The following is a 15,919-nucleotide window of genomic DNA, read 5'->3' as shown; positions in this document are numbered from 1 at the left end:
CGATGAGCGCGCTGATCCGTTTCTTATTCCGCAAGATGTGGAACACCCGCTGGCTTACGATCAGCACGCTGGCCGGCCTGCTCGTGGCGGTGGCGTTCACGACCAGCATTCCGATGTATGCGGACGGCGCCCTGAAGCGCGTCGTCGCGCAATCGCTCAAGGACAACAGCGAAGGATTGCCCGCCGGATCGCTGCTTATCCGCTACCAGTCTACCGACGGGAAGACGGATCGCACCAGCTTCGACAACGTCGACAAATACATTACGGACGACGTTCCGGCCCGAATCGGCTTCCCGGCGGAAGCTTCCCAGCGAAGCCTGACGATTCGCAGCGCGGAAGTGACGCCGGAGGACCCGAGCAAGGTGGACGCGAGCCGCTCCCGCAAAATGACGCTCGCCTCGTTCAGCGGCCTCGCCGATCAAGTCGAAATGTCGGGCGGGAAGATGTACGCGGACCGCGCGGACTCCGACGGAACGATCCAGGCCGTCATGATGGAGGAGGCGATGTACCGCAACGATCTGCACGTCGGCGACGTGCTGCTCTATCCGATCTACGGCGGGCTGAATTTGACGCTGCGGGTCGAGATCGTCGGTTCGTTCAAGCCGAAGGACGAAGCGGGGCCCTACTGGTATCAGGGGCTCGACAGCCTCATGAACACGCTGTTTATCGCCGAGCCCGCGATGAAGGAAGACCTGATGGGGCAGATGCAAATCCCGCTGCAGACGGCCAGCTGGTATACCGCCTACGATCTTCGCGAGATCAAGACGAGCCAGCTGACTCCGCTCGGCCGCACGCTGAATCGGGTCGACATCGAAGTCTACCAGCTGCTGAAGGATACGCGGGTGGAAATATCGTTCGCGAGCATGCTGGGCGAGTTCCGCAGCCAGAGCATTCAACTGCAGACGATGCTGTTCACCCTGGCCGCGCCGATGATCGCGATGGTGTTCTACTTTATTACGATGAACGCACGCCAGGCGCTCGAGAAGCAGCGCTCGGACATCGCGGTTATGCGCAGCCGGGGAGCGGGAACGCGCCAAATCTTCCTGATCTTCCTGCTCGAAGGCGTCCTGCTGGGCCTTATATCGCTGCTGATCGGACCGTTCATCGGCTGGTTTATGGCCAAGAGCATCGGCTCGGCGGACGGCTTCCTGTCGTTCGTCAACCGCAAGGCGATTCCGGTCGGCCTGAGCATCGACGGCATTCTCGCCGGCATCGCGGCCGTCCTGGTCGCCATCGGGGCCGCCGTCATTCCGGCGCTCGTGTTCACCCGGACGTCGATCGTCGACTACAAGCGGAAGATGGCGCGGACGGACCGGGCGCCCGTCTGGCAGCGCTGGTTCCTCGACGTCGCGCTGATCGGCGTCGCCGGCTACGGCTGGTACTTGTTCAACGAGCGGCAGATGGTGTCGTTCAAGACCGGCATGACGACCGACCAGCTCAACGTGCAGCCGTTCCTGTTCTTCGTGCCGGCGATCTCTATCTTCGCGGCCGGGCTGCTGTTCCTGCGGCTGTTCCCGCTGCTGCTGAAGCTGTTCAACAAGCTGTGGAGGGCGATCCTGCCCGTGCCGCTCTATTTGACGCTGACGCAGCTGTCCCGGTCCTCCCGTTCGTATTACCCGCTCATGATCTTGCTTATTCTGACGTTGGGGCTCGGCGTGTACAACTCGGCTGCCGCCCGGACGATCGGGCTCAACTCCGAGGAGCGGATTCTGTACAAATACGGAACGGACGTCATCGTGTCGACCGTCTGGGAAGGAAGCCCCGAGATGTCGGCGCCGACGAATTCGGGCGGCGGCTCCGGTCAAGGAGGCTCGGGCCAAGGCGGGGGCGGCCAGGGCGGGAACGGCGGCGGAGGCGGGCAACAGCCGACGCCGACGAAGATCAATTACAACGAGCCGCCGTTCGAGGTGTTTCGCACGCTGCCCGGCGTCGAGCACGCCGCCCGCGTCCTGCAGACCAAAGCGAGCATAACGATCTCCGGCCGCACGGCGGGGCAGGGAACGATCGTCGGCATCGACAACGTCGACTTCGCGCGCGTCGCCTGGTTCCGCAGCGATCTGTATCCGGCGAGTCCTTACCGCTACCTGGCATTGATGGGCAAGGCGCCGGAATACGCGCTCGTCTCGTCCAATATGGCCAAGAAGTACAATCTGAAGCAAGGCGACCAGATCCAGGCCATATTGCAGGGAGAACCCGTCGTTTTCACCGTCGCGGCCCTTCTGCCTTACTGGCCGGCCCAATATCCCGACCAGTCGCCGTTTATCGTCGCCAACCTCGATTACATTTACGATCAGGCGCCGATGATGCAGTACGACGTATGGCTGAAGATGAAGCCGGGCGCCAAGACGGCTCCGATCATTCCGGAGCTGCAGAAGCACGGCATCGAGATCGCGTCGATCAGCGACGCCCGCAGCGAGCTCATTACCCAGAGCAAGCATCCCGCGCGCGGCGGCGTGTTCGGCATTCTGAGCCTCGGCTTCCTCGTCACGATCGTCGTATCGCTGGCCGGATACGTGCTCTTCTGGTTTTTCAACCTGTCCGGCCGGATCGTGCAGATCGGCGTTCTGCGGGCGATGGGGCTGTCGCGCAAGCAACTGACCGGGATGCTTCTGCTGGAGCAGATTTTTACTGCGGGGCTGTCCATCGGCCTCGGCATCGGGATCGGCAAGCTGACGAGCGTGCTGTTCTTGCCGTTCCTGCAGACGACGGACAACGCCGCGAATCAGGTTCCGCCGTTCCGCGTCGTGTTCGACAACGCCGACACCGTGAAGCTGTATATCGTTGTCGGCGTCATGATGGCGATCGGCGTCGCCCTGCTCGTGTCGCACATCCGCCGCCTGAAGGTTCATCAGGCTGTCAAGCTGGGAGAGGAGCGTTAACGCCATGATCCAATGCGAAGGACTCGTGAAAATTTACAAGACGGACGATCTGGAAGTCGTTGCGCTCCAGGGGCTGAACCTGTCGGTGAGCGACGGCGAGATGATGGCGATTATCGGCAACAGCGGCAGCGGCAAGTCGACGCTGCTGAACATTCTCGGAGGGCTGGACCGGCCCTCCGCCGGCCAGGTGCGCGTCGGTCCCTGGGATCTGCTCAAGGCGAGCGACGACGATCTGGTCAAGTACAAACGGGACACGGTCGGCTTCGTCTGGCAGAACAACGCGCGCAATCTGATGCCGTTCCTGACGGCGCTGGAGAACGTGGAGATGCCGATGATGTTCTCCGGCAAGCTCGACAGGGCTTACGCGAAGCAGCTGCTCGAATGGGTCGGGCTGAAGGACCGGATGCACAACAAGCTGACGCAGCTGTCGGGCGGCGAGCAGCAGCGGGTCGCCATCGCGATCTCGCTGGCCAACAAGCCGCAGATGCTGCTGGCGGACGAACCGACGGGCTCGGTCGATTCGCGGACCTCGGACATGATTATGGATATTTTCCGCCGGTTCAACCGCGAGCTGGGCCTTACGGTCGTCATCGTCACCCACGACTTGTCGCTCGCGGGGAAGGTGGACCGCGTCGTCGCCATCCGCGACGGCCTGACCAGCACCGAGTTCATCAAGCGGAATCCGAATCTGGACAACGCGCCTTCGCTTCACGGAAGCGGAGGGGGGCTGGACGAAGTTCACGAAGCGTACGTCGTCGTCGACCGCGTCGGCAGGCTGCAAATCCCGAAGGAATTCCTGCAGGCGCTGGACATTAAAGACAAGGCGAGCATGGAATTCGACGGGGAGAAAATTTTGATTCGCGCACCGAAATCATTGGAGGGGGAAACCGCATGACCATTCGCAAACATTCGATCCCCAGGTGGACGCTGGTCGCCATGTCTCTGGCGATTCTCGTACCGACGCTGGCGGCATGCACCAGTAAGAACGAGGACGATCCGAACAACCGCCGGACGCTCCGGATCGGCACGATGTACGGCAGCTCGCAGGACGAATCGTATTTCCGCCAGCAGTACACCGACCTGTTCGAATTTTCCCATAATAACATCGACATCGAGATCGTTCCGGCGATCGACTACACGGAGACGCAGTTCGACGAGCAGACGCCCGACAAGCCGCAGCCCGATCCGATCGAGAAGGTGAAGGAGATTATGACCGGCGCGAACCCGGTCGACGTCATGATCATGGATTCGGGCGTGCTCGGAAGTCTCGTGCAGGAGAATCTGCTCAAGCAGCTCGATCCGCTCATGAAGGAAGACAAGATCGATGTCAACGATTACGTTCCCGCCGTCATCGAAGGGATCAAGGCCGCCGGCGACGGCCAGCTGTACGCGCTGGCTCCGACTTATACGCCTTCCGCTCTGTTCTACAACAAGAAGGCGTTCGCCCAGGCGGGCGTCGACGTTCCGACCGGCAATCTGACGTGGGACGACGTATTCAATCTGGCGAGGCGTTTGAAGTCGGGCACGGGCAAAGACGCCAAGTTCGGATTTACGTTCAACCAGTGGGGCTACAGCGATCCGTATTCGGATATGACGAACTATGCGGCTCCCTTGCAGCTCAAATTATACGACGACAAGGCGGAGAAAATGACCGTCAACACGCCGCAATGGGAGAAGGTATGGACGACGATCTCTCAGCTTTACAAGGATCACGTGCTGCCGAGCAACGAGGATCTTCAAGTCCAGCAGCCGCAGGAAGACCAGAACCGCTATAATCCGTATTTTCAGCAGCCCTTCTTCAACGGCAAGGCCGCGATGGTCATCGGCAACTATAATATGATCAACGATATCGACATGTACAACCGCAACTATCAGAAGTTCAAAGGAATGGAGCCGCTCGATTGGGACGTTCTTCCGGTGCCGACCTTCGCCGAAATGCCGGGCGTCAGCAGCTACATTTATTTGAGCAGCTTGGCCGGCATTAACACGAAGGCGCAAAATCCGGACGACGCCTGGGAATTCGTCAAATTCATGAACGGCAAAGAGTGGGGCAAGCTGCGGTCCCGCAGCAGCTACGAAATGCCGGCCTTGAAGGAATTCGTCAAGGTGAAGGACGGGATGAGCTACAACATCGACGCCTTCACGCAGGTGAAGCCGCTCATCTCGGAGAACAGCTACGAAGAGCAGAAGTTGAACCAGGAGCGGCCGAATCTGTATCTAATCCAGCAGCTTGCGCAAACGGAATTCAACAAGGTCATTCAGAATCAGAAATCGGTCAAGGAAGCGCTGGCGGAATTTGAGACGCAGGGCAACGACTTGCTGCAGAAAATCAAGCTGAACCCGAAAGGCCAAATCGGCGGGGTGCCCGGCGATGTCTACGGCGGCATGGGCGGAGGCGCCATCGCCAAGCCGATTGGCTGACCCCTAATAAACGAGCCAGATCGACGACCAGATAAAATTCGGAACGCCGCTCGTGCAAGCAAGAAAGCTAACGCGAGCGGCGTTCTTTTGAACCGAAGGAGGAAAAATTTGTTGAGACCGACACTTCACCGCAACGTCCGTTCCCTTGCCGCCCTGATGGCCATGTCCATGATCGTCCCGATCGCCGCGGCTTGCAGCAGTTCGGACGCCGACGATCCGAACAACCGCCGCACGCTGCGAATCGGCATGCTGTACGGCAGCAAGGACAACGAATCGTATTTTCGCCAGCAGTATACCGACATGTTCGAGCTTGCCCACGGCAATATCGATATCGAGCTGGTCAACGCGATCGATTATTCGGATTCGATGTACGAATCCAATGAAGAGAGAATGCAGAAAGAACAGCCGGACCCGGTGGAGAAGCTGAAAGAAATTATGACAGGAGCCAATCCTGTGGATGTCGTCATGCTGGATACCGGGACGCTGGGCAAGCTTGTTCAAGAGAACCTGCTCAAGCCGCTCGATCCGCTCATCAAAGAGGATAAGGTGGATTTGGAGGCTTACGTTCCGTCCATTCTGGACACGATTCGCGAGAAGGGCAACGGCCAGCTGTACGCGCTGTCCCCGACGTTCTCGGCATCGGCGCTCTTCTACAACAAGAAGCTGTTCCAGCAAGCCGGCGTCGGGGTTCCGACAGACGGGATGAACTGGGACGACGTGTTCAATCTCGCGAAACGGCTGAAGTCCGGAACGGGCAAGGACGCGGTCTACGGCTTGTCGCTGAACGACTGGGGCGGGGGGCTGCAATTCTACAACGTGCAGAACATCGTCTCGCCGCTGAAGCTGCGCATGTTCGACGACAAAGGGGAGAAAATGACGGTGGACACTCCCCAATGGGAGCGGGCGTGGAACGAGCCGATCCAGCTCTACAAGGACCGCGTCATCCCGCATCAGGAAGATCTCCGGCCCGAGCAACCGGCGGACGGAAATTACAGGTACAATCCGTATCAGGAACGGCCGTTCTTCACGGGCCGCGTCGCCATGACGATCGGCGGCTTCAGTCTGGTGAACGATCTGATCACCTTCAACCAGAATGTGGACAAAATGAAAGGGTACGAGAAGCTGGATTGGGACGTCGTCACGTATCCCGTGCTGCCCGAGATGCCCGACGTCGGCCCGAGCGTCTATTTGAGCGAGTTGACCGGAATCAGCGCCAACGCGCAAAATCCGGACGACGCATGGGAATTCGTCAAGTTTATCAACAGCAAGGAGACGGCCAAGTTCAAGGCGCGCAGCAATTACGAGCTCAGCACCCTTAAGGAGTTCATCAAACCGCGCGACGGCAGCGCGTTCAACATCGAAGCGTTCTACAAGCTGAAGCCGGCTCTGTACGAATCGAGCGACGCCGAAGAGAAGCTGTATCGGGAGCGTCCGAATTTGAGTTTGGTCAACCAGCTCGCGGATCTCTCGTTCCAGAAGGCGCTAAGCGGCAAAATGACCGTCAAGGAGGCGCTGGCAGACTGGCAGAAGAAGGGCGACGAGCTGCTGCAGAAAATCAAGGCGAATCCGAAGGGCGAGATCGACATGACGCCTTATATGGACAATAGCGGACTGTCGCCGGAGAAGGAAGCCGCCATGCGCGCGGCTGGGGAAATCCCTTAACGGCATCGGCCGCGTGCCCGTCGCCGGCTTAGCGAGGCTACAATCATTTGCCAACCCGCCATTCGCGATTAATCGAAGCTCCGGGCGCAAATCCTAAGCCCATCACCTACGATCCGGAGGGATTCGCAATGAAATGGGTATATTGGTCTCGTCTGTACGACACCAAATTTCAGGCGGGCTGTCTCGTTCGCAGGATGGAGTACGACGGTTGGCTGTTCGGCATCGACATGCCGCACGAAATCGAGATTTACCGTTCCCGAAAAGGGAAATACGGGGTGCGCTACGTTCCCTGATTCGTCTGCCAAGGCCTGCGGCGATCGCGCCGCGGGCCTTGGCACGTTCGCGCCTTTGTGGTAAGGTCTAAGGTGGAAGGAGCGGATTGAGATGCGGAGAATGCCTTTGTCGGCCGATACGGCCGTTAAGCTGGCGAAGCACCTGAACGTGCCGCTGGAGCATCTGATGCATATGCCCCAGCATATTTTGCTGCAGAAGCTGGCGGAGATGGCCAAAGCTGAAGCGGCCCAACAGCCGAAAGACGAGGAAAAACAATCCTGATTTTTACGTCTTTTCTCGAGATCTTCCTTGACGATAGGCCTGTTTATGTAGTATATTAGTTCTTGTCGCTGTTCAAGGATACTTGCTATGAATGACGCGGGGTGGAGCAGTCCGGTAGCTCGTCGGGCTCATAACCCGAAGGCCGCAGGTTCAAATCCTGCCCCCGCAACCAATTCCTCGTAAGACCTAACGAGGGCCCTTAGCTCAGTTGGTTAGAGCTGTCGGCTCATAACCGATTGGTCGGGGGTTCGAGTCCCTCAGGGCCCACCACAAGAGGACAAGCAAGCGTTCCCATAGCGAAGCCAGCTTAAATAGACTGGCAGACGCACAGGATTTGAATCCGGATGTGTTCGGATTTGGGATTCTTGTGCTTATTTTATTTTCGAGACTGGCCGGCATGGCGGAAGCGCTGCAAAGTCTCATTGGCAAGTTTAAAGTTTGATGTCGGAGTCGAACGGAAACAACGAAGGCGGCCGCGGGGACGGCCGTCTTTTTTCTTCCATTCTATGTTGCATTACACCAGGATACATGTTATGATCTTTCTTGTCGTCGCAAAGAATTGGTCAAGTTTTCAGGGCATTTTTTCGTGCCGGGGTGGCGGAACTGGCAGACGCACAGGACTTAAAATCCTGGGATGGGTGACCATCGTACGGGTTCGATTCCCGTCCTCGGCACCACTTCGATTATTAGGCCGAATGTTCCAACTTTGGACTCCGACGGCCCGATCATTCGCTTGAGTGATTCGATACATAAAAGTAGAGACGCAATACCCCACTTCGTATTTTTCGTCAGGCTGGCGGAAATAACGAAGCGGGGTATTTTCGTTTAAACAAGAAGAACGGCGCTGCCCGTCCCTGAAGTCATTCGGACTTTGGAGACTGCCTCTTTCGTTACCGGGGCTGGATGAAAACTTCCGTTGCGGGCCCAAATCGGTTAAGTTGTAAACAGACGATTTCGATCAGCGAAGAAAGCGAATGAGAGGAGCAAAGCCGGATGTCCAAAACCTTTTTTACATCGGATCACCATTTCGGCCACCGGAACATCATCGATTTCGAATCCCGGCCTTTCGGGGACGTGGAGGAGATGAACCTCGCCATGATCGAGAGCTGGAACTCGGTCGTCGGAAAGGACGATCAGGTGTTCCATCTGGGCGATTTCTCGTTCCTGAACCGGGAGAAGACAAGGGAGATTGTCGGCAGGCTGAACGGACGCAAGTTTCTGATTCTGGGCAACCACGATCGCGGGAGGACGAGGAGCTGGTGGCTGGAGGTCGGCTTCGACGAGGTGAGCGAGTATCCGATCATCTACAAGGAGTTCTTTTTCCTCTCGCACGAGCCGATGTACATGAACAAGCACATGCCTTACGTTAATGTCCATGGGCATATCCACGGGCAGAAATACGAAGGGAAGAACCACTTCAACGTCTGCGTGGAGCATTGGGCGTACAAGCCGTTGACGTTCGAGCAAATCCGGGATTCCGTCGTTGCAAGCGAAGAGCAGGGTTGAAGGAAGGGAAAAATTTGGCACGAACGAGCCGGCAGGAATTGGCTTCCGATCGTTGAATTCTATCCTCGGATCCATTCGATGCAAGGGGAGAGGGAGAGCATGACGAAGCAATATGCCATCGATCTGGCCAAGAGGCTGTACCGCGACAACAACCGTTCCTATTTTGTAGTCGAAGACCCTCAATCCCAGGAGTGCCGAGTCGTCGAAAAGGCGGAGGTGGAGAGAGACCATCTGAACCGATACGTCGTTTTCAGCATCGAAACATACGATTAACCGGCGGGAAGACAGGCGAAGGGGATATAGAAAAAAGGGCTGTCCGAAGGAGGCGTCTTGCCGCGCTTCCTCGGAACGGCCCTTTCTCTCTTCATAACCGATTAACCGATCGTGGCCGCGAATTCGCGCTGGAGCCGGCGGGTGACCGGGCCCGGCGATCCGTTGTCGATAGCTTGTCCGTCCACGGCGACGACGGGGGTCACTTCCACGGTCGTTCCCGTAATGAATGCTTCGTCCGCGTTCAGCAGCTCTTCGACCGTAAACGCGCGCTCGATCGTTTCGATCTCCGAAGCGCGGGCCAGACGGAGCACGACTCCGCGGGTGACGCCGTGCAGAATCCAATTATCGGCCGGATGAGTGACGACCGCTCCGTCCTTCACGATCATAATATTGGAGGCGCTGCATTCGGTCACCGTCCCGTCGCGGTGCAAGATGGCGTCCTGCGCGCCCGCATCGAGCGCTTCCTGCTTCGCGAGCACGTTGGGGAGCAGGTTGAGCGTCTTGTAGTCGCAGCGGAGCCAGCGGATGTCCGGGACGGTAATCGCCTTGATGCCGGCTTCCATCGAAGCGGCGGGCCTCGGCACTTCGTTGCAGTAGGCGAGAACGACCGGCTCCGCCTCCTGCGGGAACGGATGGCTTCGCGGCGCCGCCCCGCGGGTAATTTGCATGTATACGGTGCCTTCGGACAAACGGTTGTGCGCGATCAGCCGGGTGAGGTTCTCTTCGATCGCTTCCACCGACAGCGGCAGCTTGAGACGCAAGCCGTCCGCCGTACGGACGAGGCGGTCGAAATGCGCCTTCGGCTCGTAAAGACGGCCGCCGTAGACGCGGAATACTTCGTAGACGCCATCGCCGAAATAATAGCCCCGGTCGTCGGGGGATATCCGGATCTCCTCCTTGCCGACGAACCGGCGCCCGTCCCAATAAACGGATGACATGGGTTTTCCTCCTTTTCGACTAGGTTCCTTTGCCTTTTCATTGTTATAATGAAGGGGAGCGATCCATTTGTAAACCTTTTTTGCATGGATGGAGGTCTAATCGGCATGGCCGTTATTTTTCACAACGATTGGGGACCGCTTCTCCAGCCGGAGCTGGAGAAGCCTTATTATCAGAAGCTTCGCCGGCAATTGGCCGCCGAATACCGGGAGCGGACGATTTACCCGGACATGCATCATATTTTCCAAGCGCTCCATCTGACTTCCTACGAGGACGCCAAAGTCGTCATTCTCGGACAAGACCCTTATCACGGAGCGGGGCAGGCGCACGGGCTCAGCTTCTCCGTCCGGCCGGGCGTCCGAACGCCTCCTTCGCTTCAGAACATTTACAAGGAGCTGCGGGACGATCTCGGCTGCACGATCCCGAGCCACGGCTACCTGGAGCATTGGGCAAGACAAGGCGTGCTGCTGCTCAACGCGGTGTTGACGGTGCGCGAAGGCCAGCCGAACTCTCACCGCAGCCTCGGCTGGGAGACGTTCACGACGGCGGTGATCGCGGCGCTGAACGAGCGCGAGCGGCCGCTCGTCTTCATTCTGTGGGGCCGCAACGCGCAGGAGAAGGCGGCGTTTATCGACCGGAAGCGGCACCTGGTCATCGAATCGGCGCATCCGAGCCCGTTGTCGGCCCATAACGGCTTCTTCGGCAGCCGGCCGTTCTCGCGCGCCAACGCGTTCCTCAGGGCGCATGGACTGCCGGAGATCGATTGGCAGGTGCCGGAACTGGGAAATCCGGCCGAGGCGGAAGCCGCCGCCGGGCGCGAGGACGGGAGGAGGGCTTAAGCTTGAGCGCTGCCCGTCCGATCCGCTGGTTGACGCCGGCAACCGGCTATCTGAGCGGCTATACGCATACATTGAATCCGTACGTCGGCTGCTCGTACGGATGCTCGTATTGCTACGTGCGCAGGCTGCCGGTCGCGATGTTTCGCTCCGAGCCTTGGGGGGAATGGGCTGAAGCCAAGAAGGGCGACCCGGCGACGCTGAAGCGGGAGCTGGCGAGAGCCAAAACGAAAGGGCCCGTCGCCGTCTTCTTCTCGTCGGCAACGGACCCTTATCAGCCTCTCGAAGCGAAGCTGCAGCTTACGAGAGGGCTGCTGGAAGCGATGGCGGAGGAACCGCCGGATTTCGTGCTGCTCCAAACGCGCGGGCCGCTCGTGCTCCGCGATGCGGACGTCCTGCGCCGTCTGGCCGGACGCGTCCGCGTCAGCGTGACGGTGGAGACGGATCGCGACGACGTGCGCCGCGCGCTGACGCCGTCGGCTCCGCCCTTCGCGGCGCGGCTGCGGGCGCTGCGCGAGCTCGCCGCCGCGGGCGTCGCCACGCAGGCGGCCGTCTCGCCGCTGCTGCCGCATACGCCCGCGTTCGCGGCGCAGCTGGCCGCGGCGGTGCCGCGCGTCGTCGTGGACGACTATTTCCGCGGCGACGGTAGCGGGGGACGCCGCAGCGAGCGGCTCGGCATGCGCGGCCTATATGCGCGCAACGGCTGGAGCGAATGGTACGGGCCGGAGCCGTTGGCGGCGCTCGCGGCCGAGCTCGGGCGCCTCATGCCTCCGGGCGCGGTCACGGTCAGCGCGGAAGGCTTCGCTCCGCCGCCGCTTGCTCCTTAAGCGGGGGAACCGCCCCGCTTACTCGTCGATCGGAAAGCCCGTCGAGCCTCCCGTGGCGGCATCCGTCGAAGCGCCGGAATCGACGGATGCCGTCGCCGACCCGAGCACAGGCTTGTAAAAAGCGGGAATATAGGTTTCCGTCTTGACCGTCGCGACGTGCTGAGGGTACATCTTGTCGGGGTCCGGCTGAACGACCCGGTAATCGATGACCGCAGCGCTGCCGATGAACGAGATGTTCGACACTTCGATGCCGTAGCCGGGATGCGGGGCTGTGGCCGTCAGCGTTACTTTGGTGACGCCGTCGGCGAGCGGGGCGGATGTCAGCTTGACGTCGCTCAGAATGCTTTTGCCCGGATCTGGGACGGGGATAGGCTTCGTTTTCTCCACGAATTCGATCGCTCTGTCCAGCAGGACGGCCGCCTCGCTGCGGGTGATCGCCTCCTTCGGACGGAATTTTCCTCTGGCGTCCAGCTCGGCAATATTCGCGATCAGCAGCTTCTGAATGCTGTTCATGTAGTTCTTCGTCACGCTGTCCTCATCGGCGAGCAGGATGTACTGTTCGGTGAAAGCGAACTCACCTTTGGCGGAGATGCCCTGGAACAGCCAGTGCGCGAATTGTTCCCGCGTGACGTTCGCGGACGGGTCGATATCGCGCGGAATGTCCAGGCCGTTCAATTGCGCGATCATAAACGCGGAGGCATAGGGCGCGTTGTCTTTGATTTTCGAGAAATACTGGCTTGCTTTCGGCTTCTTGACGAAGCGGATGTTGTCGATGTTCAGATCCAGTCCCTTGACGATGAGCGTCACGGCGGAAGCGCCGGTAACCTTCGCGCCCGGCTTGAATTGCCCGTTGCCGATGCCATGCACGATGCCGCGTTGCTTCAGGTCAAGGATCGACGCCTTCCCCGGATCGTTTTGAATGTCGGTAAAAGCGTTCGCGGTTCCGCTCAGCACGAGACAGGACAGTCCGGCAAGCAGCAGGGCGGCGGCGGATTTGCTCGTTCTGGCCATACGTTCGTCCTCCAATCGGTTGTTCTTCGGGTGTGTTGCCGACATGTCAGTCAACCCCTCAGACGAGGCCGTTATGGAAAAGGTTGCACGAAAAAACCCTACCGCATCCGGTAGGGTTCGTTGGATAAGTTATGGTGATCTGAACAGGGATCGAACCTGTGACCCCTACCCTGTCAAGGTAGTGCTCTCCCAGCTGAGCTATCAGATCAAGTGAAATCCTTTCGACTTGATCTATTATAGCGGCTTGTCCGGGAGTTGTAAAGCGTTTTGTCTTAATTTTTATCGTTTTTTTCGTGCGATTTGACCTGACTGGTGTTGCCCCAGATGCGATGAATCCGTTCCTTGATCCGAACCTTCTCTTTATCAAGCAGCTTGGAGACGATCGTGTCCTCCGCGATGCCTTTCTCCTTGCCGATTTGCACGATCGATTTGCCTTTCTTCAACTCTTCCAGCAAGCTTCTCGGGCTCATGCCGAGCACTTGGGCGGTATCTTCCAAATATCGCGCTTTGCGGCGCCCCATGCCTTGTCCGAAGGAATGGTGCTTTTCGACTAACCGCTCTGTCCGTTCCTGCAAGCCGCTTCTCCACCTGGAAGCTTGCTCTTCCGTCAATTGGCCGGATTTGACCGCTTCGTTCAGGCGCTCGTTCTGCTGGGCGACGAGCAAATCAACGACCTTCATCTTGTCCACGCCTTGCTTCTTCGCGATGTCCGCGAGAGACTCGCCGGAGCGGAGCCGGCTTTCCAGCGTTTCGGCGTCGATTTTGAGCAGCGACAGGAGGGGAGCGTTGCCTTCTTTGCCCTCGACGGTGAGGATCCATACGGGTTCCTTATGGTGATGCGGGCCGAACGCCGGATGCGTCTGTGCGGAGTCTTCGGCAACAGCCGCGGAAGCGAAGCCGGCGTAACCCGTGCCGGCGATGGCGAGGGCCGCTCCGGCCGTCAGCGCCATCCGTTTGAACAATCCATTGATCCGTTTATTCATGTTGTTCTCACTCCTTCAACCACCATTTTGGGTATTCGAAGGTTGATCTATACATCAAAAAAAGATCGTCCATAGCCGCCAAGCAGGCAGGGGGGACGATCTTTTCGTTGCGGAGCGAAGGAGATCAGGAACGTTCCCGGTCCCGGTCCCGGCTGCGGAGGCCGGCCAACCCGATCAGGCCGAGCAGTCCGAGCCAGCCCCAATTGGAGGCTCTGCCGTTCGTCGCGTACGTCCGGTAATTGTTGGCGCGGACATTGCCGACGCTCCGGGCGTCGGGGGTGTAGTTGTTCGTCGTGTACGCTCCGGCTTCGGTCGTGCCGTAGGTCGTGCTGTAAGGTCCGACAACGCCTGTCGTTTCCGTGCCGGCCGTTCCGTAAGTCGTCGTGCCGGTGCCGGTCGTAATGTAGCCAGTTGTTCCGTGCGAAGTGTGAGCGATGGCGGCCAGCGGAGACGCAAGCGAGAAACAGGCTATGGCTAAAACAAGAAGCCCCGTTTTTTTCACCGTATTCGTCCTTTCTTGTTGAGTCATTTTGCTTGGCAGCCTTAATGTCCCTTACCGGTCCGAATTTATTCGGGCGCACCATGAAAAAGAGCCCGTTGGAAATCATTCCAACGGGCTCTAACGATTGTCGTTATGGTGATCTGGACAGGGATCGAACCTGTGACCCCTACCCTGTCAAGGTAGTGCTCTCCCAGCTGAGCTACCAGATCGTATCGAGGACATTTAGTATAATACCAAGAGAGCGGCCCGAAGTCAACAGAGAAGAGGGCCGCCTTTTTTGCACAATCGACGCCAAATTTTTTGCTTCCGTATCCTTTGCCGCGAGTGCTGATTGGGGTTCGCCGGGCGTAAACATGAACCATCGGCACAAGAGCGGGAGGCGTCTGCCATGGATCAAGAGTGGGCTTGGCTTGCGGTATGGCTGATCGGATTGTTCAGTCTGATCGGCTTCGTCATGGCCGCGGTTGCGAATCTCGTCCGCAAGGATACGAGGGAGCACGACAAAAAGTTCGTCTGGCGAATGAAGTCGAATTGGGACAAGGATATAAAATAAAGCCGTGTTCGCGATACGGCGACTTGCGGAATAATCCTCCTCGGCCTCGGACAGAATGGAACTGCAGGAAGGTCTGTCCAAGGAGAGAATCGAGATGGGGATTCGAAAGGCTCCGATTCGGCGGCAGCTGCTTCGCGCCGCGGGCGCCGCGGCGATCATGGCCGCGCTGTCGGCCGTGCTGGGCGCTTGCCGGATCGCGCCCGCGCCGCCGCAAGAGCGAGCCGTCTCGGCGAACGTCTACGGACGCGGAATCGAGAGCGTCACCGGAGACGTATATGCGCCGGGGCCCGCATCCGGGGGAAAGTTCACGCCGAGAAGCTGGTAGCGCCTCTCGGACGTTGCCGCTACGAAGAAGCTCCGATCGCGCCTAGCGCGCATCGGAGCTTCTTGTTTTTCATTCTTCCCATTTCCGGGAATAGGCTTTGCCCGTTACCCAGACGCACAACAAAATAATAATGACGGCGATAATGCCCGCCACGATATACGTGGTCACCACAATCGATCAGCTTCCTTTCGCCCGTACGTTCTTCCATCATAGCGGATATTCGCGGTTTTGAACACCCGGCTTGCTTACGCCCAGGCGCCCAATCACCGATCGCGGCCTCCGCGCATACCTTATCGGGGACGAATTCGGTTCGAATAAGGGGAATCGGCGATGAACAAACCGGCGGGCAAAGCGAAAACGGTCAAAAAGAAGAGGGCTTCCTCGGACAGCCAGCAGCCGCAGATGAAAATCGTAACTTCGGACGTATGCGCGGTATGTCCCACCCCGTGCGCGAGGGGACTGGCGTATTTCGCCCGGATGTCCGCTCCCGGCGCCGTAGGCAACGGCGTTCCTTGCGTCCTGACGCTGCCGAAGGCGGCCGTTAAGGCGGCTCTGTAGCATTTTTTCCTCCAGTCCGCAACTTTTCCTGTCGAGGTTGGTATAACCAAATACAGACCAGGAAACAGACGGGGACGACGGAGGTAATGACG

The 15,919-nt window shown here is 58.9% G+C and carries 17 protein-coding genes and 5 tRNA genes; 16 read left to right on the top strand and 6 right to left on the bottom strand.

Features of this window, described 5'->3' with window-relative positions:
• The first annotated feature begins 2 nt into the window (after nucleotides 1-2).
• The 11 genes from G485_RS0101370 (at nucleotide 3) to G485_RS29650 (ending at nucleotide 9,296) form a co-directional block, all read left to right on the top strand.
• A complete protein-coding gene (locus G485_RS0101370; RefSeq protein WP_027091031.1) occupies nucleotides 3-2,879 on the top strand; it encodes an ABC transporter permease in 2,877 nt (958 codons plus the stop codon).
• Between the two features lie 4 nt (nucleotides 2,880-2,883).
• The gene (locus tag G485_RS0101365; protein WP_027091030.1) at nucleotides 2,884-3,774 is read left to right on the top strand and encodes an ABC transporter ATP-binding protein; all 891 of its coding nucleotides are present in this window, start codon (nucleotides 2,884-2,886) and stop codon (nucleotides 3,772-3,774) included.
• Nucleotides 3,771-5,300: an ABC transporter substrate-binding protein gene (locus G485_RS0101360; protein WP_035154324.1), complete on the top strand. Its 1,530-nt coding sequence runs from the start codon at nucleotides 3,771-3,773 to the stop codon at nucleotides 5,298-5,300. The genes G485_RS0101365 and G485_RS0101360 overlap by 4 nt, the downstream gene beginning before the upstream one ends.
• A 111-nt stretch (nucleotides 5,301-5,411) precedes the next feature.
• Entirely contained in the window at nucleotides 5,412-6,962 is a 1,551-nt protein-coding gene (locus G485_RS0101355) for an ABC transporter substrate-binding protein (protein ID WP_035154322.1), read from the top strand.
• A 128-nt stretch (nucleotides 6,963-7,090) separates the two neighbouring features.
• Nucleotides 7,091-7,255 carry a hypothetical protein gene (locus tag G485_RS30315; RefSeq protein ID WP_169732279.1) on the top strand — a complete coding sequence of 55 codons (165 nt, stop codon included), beginning with the start codon at nucleotides 7,091-7,093 and terminating at the stop codon, nucleotides 7,253-7,255.
• Nucleotides 7,256-7,346: 91 nt separating this feature from the next.
• Nucleotides 7,347-7,517 (top strand): YycC family protein, encoded by a 171-nt coding sequence (locus tag G485_RS29655; protein WP_156922043.1) that lies wholly within the window; start codon nucleotides 7,347-7,349, stop codon nucleotides 7,515-7,517.
• A 95-nt stretch (nucleotides 7,518-7,612) separates the two neighbouring features.
• A tRNA-Met gene (locus G485_RS0101340) sits at nucleotides 7,613-7,689 on the top strand.
• 21 nt (nucleotides 7,690-7,710) lie between these two features.
• Nucleotides 7,711-7,787 (top strand) — tRNA-Ile (locus G485_RS0101335).
• 318 nt (nucleotides 7,788-8,105) lie between these two features.
• Nucleotides 8,106-8,194 (top strand) — tRNA-Leu (locus tag G485_RS0101330).
• Between the two features lie 316 nt (nucleotides 8,195-8,510).
• A complete protein-coding gene (locus G485_RS0101325) occupies nucleotides 8,511-9,023 on the top strand; it encodes a metallophosphoesterase (RefSeq protein WP_027091027.1) in 513 nt (170 codons plus the stop codon).
• 99 nt (nucleotides 9,024-9,122) lie between these two features.
• Nucleotides 9,123-9,296, top strand: coding sequence for a hypothetical protein (locus G485_RS29650; protein WP_156922041.1), 174 nt, complete (start codon nucleotides 9,123-9,125; stop codon nucleotides 9,294-9,296).
• A 101-nt stretch (nucleotides 9,297-9,397) separates the two neighbouring features.
• On the opposite strand, the gene dat is transcribed toward G485_RS29650, so the two are convergent.
• On the bottom strand, nucleotides 9,398-10,234 hold the full coding sequence (dat, locus tag G485_RS0101315; protein WP_027091026.1) for a D-amino-acid transaminase: 837 nt from the start codon (nucleotides 10,232-10,234) through the stop codon (nucleotides 9,398-9,400).
• Between the two features lie 105 nt (nucleotides 10,235-10,339).
• Between dat and G485_RS0101310 the strand changes: the two genes are divergently transcribed.
• Both G485_RS0101310 and G485_RS0101305 read left to right on the top strand, forming a co-directional pair.
• A complete protein-coding gene (locus G485_RS0101310) occupies nucleotides 10,340-11,071 on the top strand; it encodes a uracil-DNA glycosylase (RefSeq protein WP_027091025.1) in 732 nt (243 codons plus the stop codon).
• 2 nt (nucleotides 11,072-11,073) lie between these two features.
• On the top strand, nucleotides 11,074-11,895 hold the full coding sequence (locus G485_RS0101305) for an SPL family radical SAM protein (RefSeq protein ID WP_051317936.1): 822 nt from the start codon (nucleotides 11,074-11,076) through the stop codon (nucleotides 11,893-11,895).
• Nucleotides 11,896-11,913: 18 nt separating this feature from the next.
• On the opposite strand, the gene G485_RS24725 is transcribed toward G485_RS0101305, so the two are convergent.
• The 5 genes from G485_RS24725 to G485_RS0101280 form a co-directional block, all read right to left on the bottom strand.
• Complete coding sequence (locus G485_RS24725; RefSeq protein ID WP_156922039.1) at nucleotides 11,914-12,951, bottom strand: S-layer homology domain-containing protein; 1,038 nt, start codon at nucleotides 12,949-12,951, stop codon at nucleotides 11,914-11,916.
• Between the two features lie 87 nt (nucleotides 12,952-13,038).
• Nucleotides 13,039-13,114, bottom strand: a tRNA-Val gene (locus G485_RS0101295).
• A 64-nt stretch (nucleotides 13,115-13,178) separates the two neighbouring features.
• Nucleotides 13,179-13,889, bottom strand: a complete 711-nt coding sequence (locus G485_RS28165; RefSeq protein WP_027091023.1) for a hypothetical protein — start codon at nucleotides 13,887-13,889, stop codon at nucleotides 13,179-13,181.
• A gap of 124 nt (nucleotides 13,890-14,013) precedes the next feature.
• The gene (locus tag G485_RS24715) at nucleotides 14,014-14,391 is read right to left on the bottom strand and encodes a WGxxGxxG family protein (protein WP_240489035.1); all 378 of its coding nucleotides are present in this window, start codon (nucleotides 14,389-14,391) and stop codon (nucleotides 14,014-14,016) included.
• 133 nt (nucleotides 14,392-14,524) lie between these two features.
• Nucleotides 14,525-14,600 (bottom strand) — tRNA-Val (locus G485_RS0101280).
• A gap of 179 nt (nucleotides 14,601-14,779) precedes the next feature.
• Between G485_RS0101280 and G485_RS30310 the strand changes: the two genes are divergently transcribed.
• The 3 genes from G485_RS30310 (at nucleotide 14,780) to G485_RS0101260 (ending at nucleotide 15,827) form a co-directional block, all read left to right on the top strand.
• Nucleotides 14,780-14,944: a hypothetical protein gene (locus G485_RS30310; protein ID WP_169732278.1), complete on the top strand. Its 165-nt coding sequence runs from the start codon at nucleotides 14,780-14,782 to the stop codon at nucleotides 14,942-14,944.
• Between the two features lie 94 nt (nucleotides 14,945-15,038).
• Nucleotides 15,039-15,269 (top strand): hypothetical protein, encoded by a 231-nt coding sequence (locus G485_RS0101270; protein WP_027091022.1) that lies wholly within the window; start codon nucleotides 15,039-15,041, stop codon nucleotides 15,267-15,269.
• 330 nt (nucleotides 15,270-15,599) lie between these two features.
• Nucleotides 15,600-15,827, top strand: a complete 228-nt coding sequence (locus G485_RS0101260; protein WP_027091021.1) for a hypothetical protein — start codon at nucleotides 15,600-15,602, stop codon at nucleotides 15,825-15,827.
• Nucleotides 15,828-15,919: the final 92 nt, after the last annotated feature.

It is taken from the genome of Cohnella thermotolerans DSM 17683, from assembly GCF_000429825.1.
In the GTDB taxonomy this organism is placed as follows: Bacteria; Bacillota; Bacilli; order Paenibacillales; family Paenibacillaceae; genus Cohnella; species Cohnella thermotolerans.
This window is presented reverse-complemented; position numbering and strand designations above follow the sequence as displayed.

Coding starts and splice junctions, on each gene's coding strand:
- G485_RS0101370 (WP_027091031.1), top strand. CDS start 3: ATGAGCGCGCTGATCCGTTTCTTATTCCGCAAGATGTGGAACACCCGC.
- G485_RS0101365 (WP_027091030.1), top strand. CDS start 2,884: ATGATCCAATGCGAAGGACTCGTGAAAATTTACAAGACGGACGATCTG.
- G485_RS0101360 (WP_035154324.1), top strand. CDS start 3,771: ATGACCATTCGCAAACATTCGATCCCCAGGTGGACGCTGGTCGCCATG.
- G485_RS30315 (WP_169732279.1), top strand. CDS start 7,091: ATGAAATGGGTATATTGGTCTCGTCTGTACGACACCAAATTTCAGGCG.
- G485_RS29655 (WP_156922043.1), top strand. CDS start 7,347: ATGCGGAGAATGCCTTTGTCGGCCGATACGGCCGTTAAGCTGGCGAAG.
- G485_RS0101325 (WP_027091027.1), top strand. CDS start 8,511: ATGTCCAAAACCTTTTTTACATCGGATCACCATTTCGGCCACCGGAAC.
- G485_RS29650 (WP_156922041.1), top strand. CDS start 9,123: ATGACGAAGCAATATGCCATCGATCTGGCCAAGAGGCTGTACCGCGAC.
- dat (WP_027091026.1), bottom strand. CDS start 10,234: ATGTCATCCGTTTATTGGGACGGGCGCCGGTTCGTCGGCAAGGAGGAG.
- G485_RS0101310 (WP_027091025.1), top strand. CDS start 10,340: ATGGCCGTTATTTTTCACAACGATTGGGGACCGCTTCTCCAGCCGGAG.
- G485_RS24725 (WP_156922039.1), bottom strand. CDS start 12,951: ATGTCGGCAACACACCCGAAGAACAACCGATTGGAGGACGAACGTATG.
- G485_RS28165 (WP_027091023.1), bottom strand. CDS start 13,889: ATGAATAAACGGATCAATGGATTGTTCAAACGGATGGCGCTGACGGCC.
- G485_RS30310 (WP_169732278.1), top strand. CDS start 14,780: ATGGATCAAGAGTGGGCTTGGCTTGCGGTATGGCTGATCGGATTGTTC.
- G485_RS0101270 (WP_027091022.1), top strand. CDS start 15,039: ATGGGGATTCGAAAGGCTCCGATTCGGCGGCAGCTGCTTCGCGCCGCG.
- G485_RS0101260 (WP_027091021.1), top strand. CDS start 15,600: ATGAACAAACCGGCGGGCAAAGCGAAAACGGTCAAAAAGAAGAGGGCT.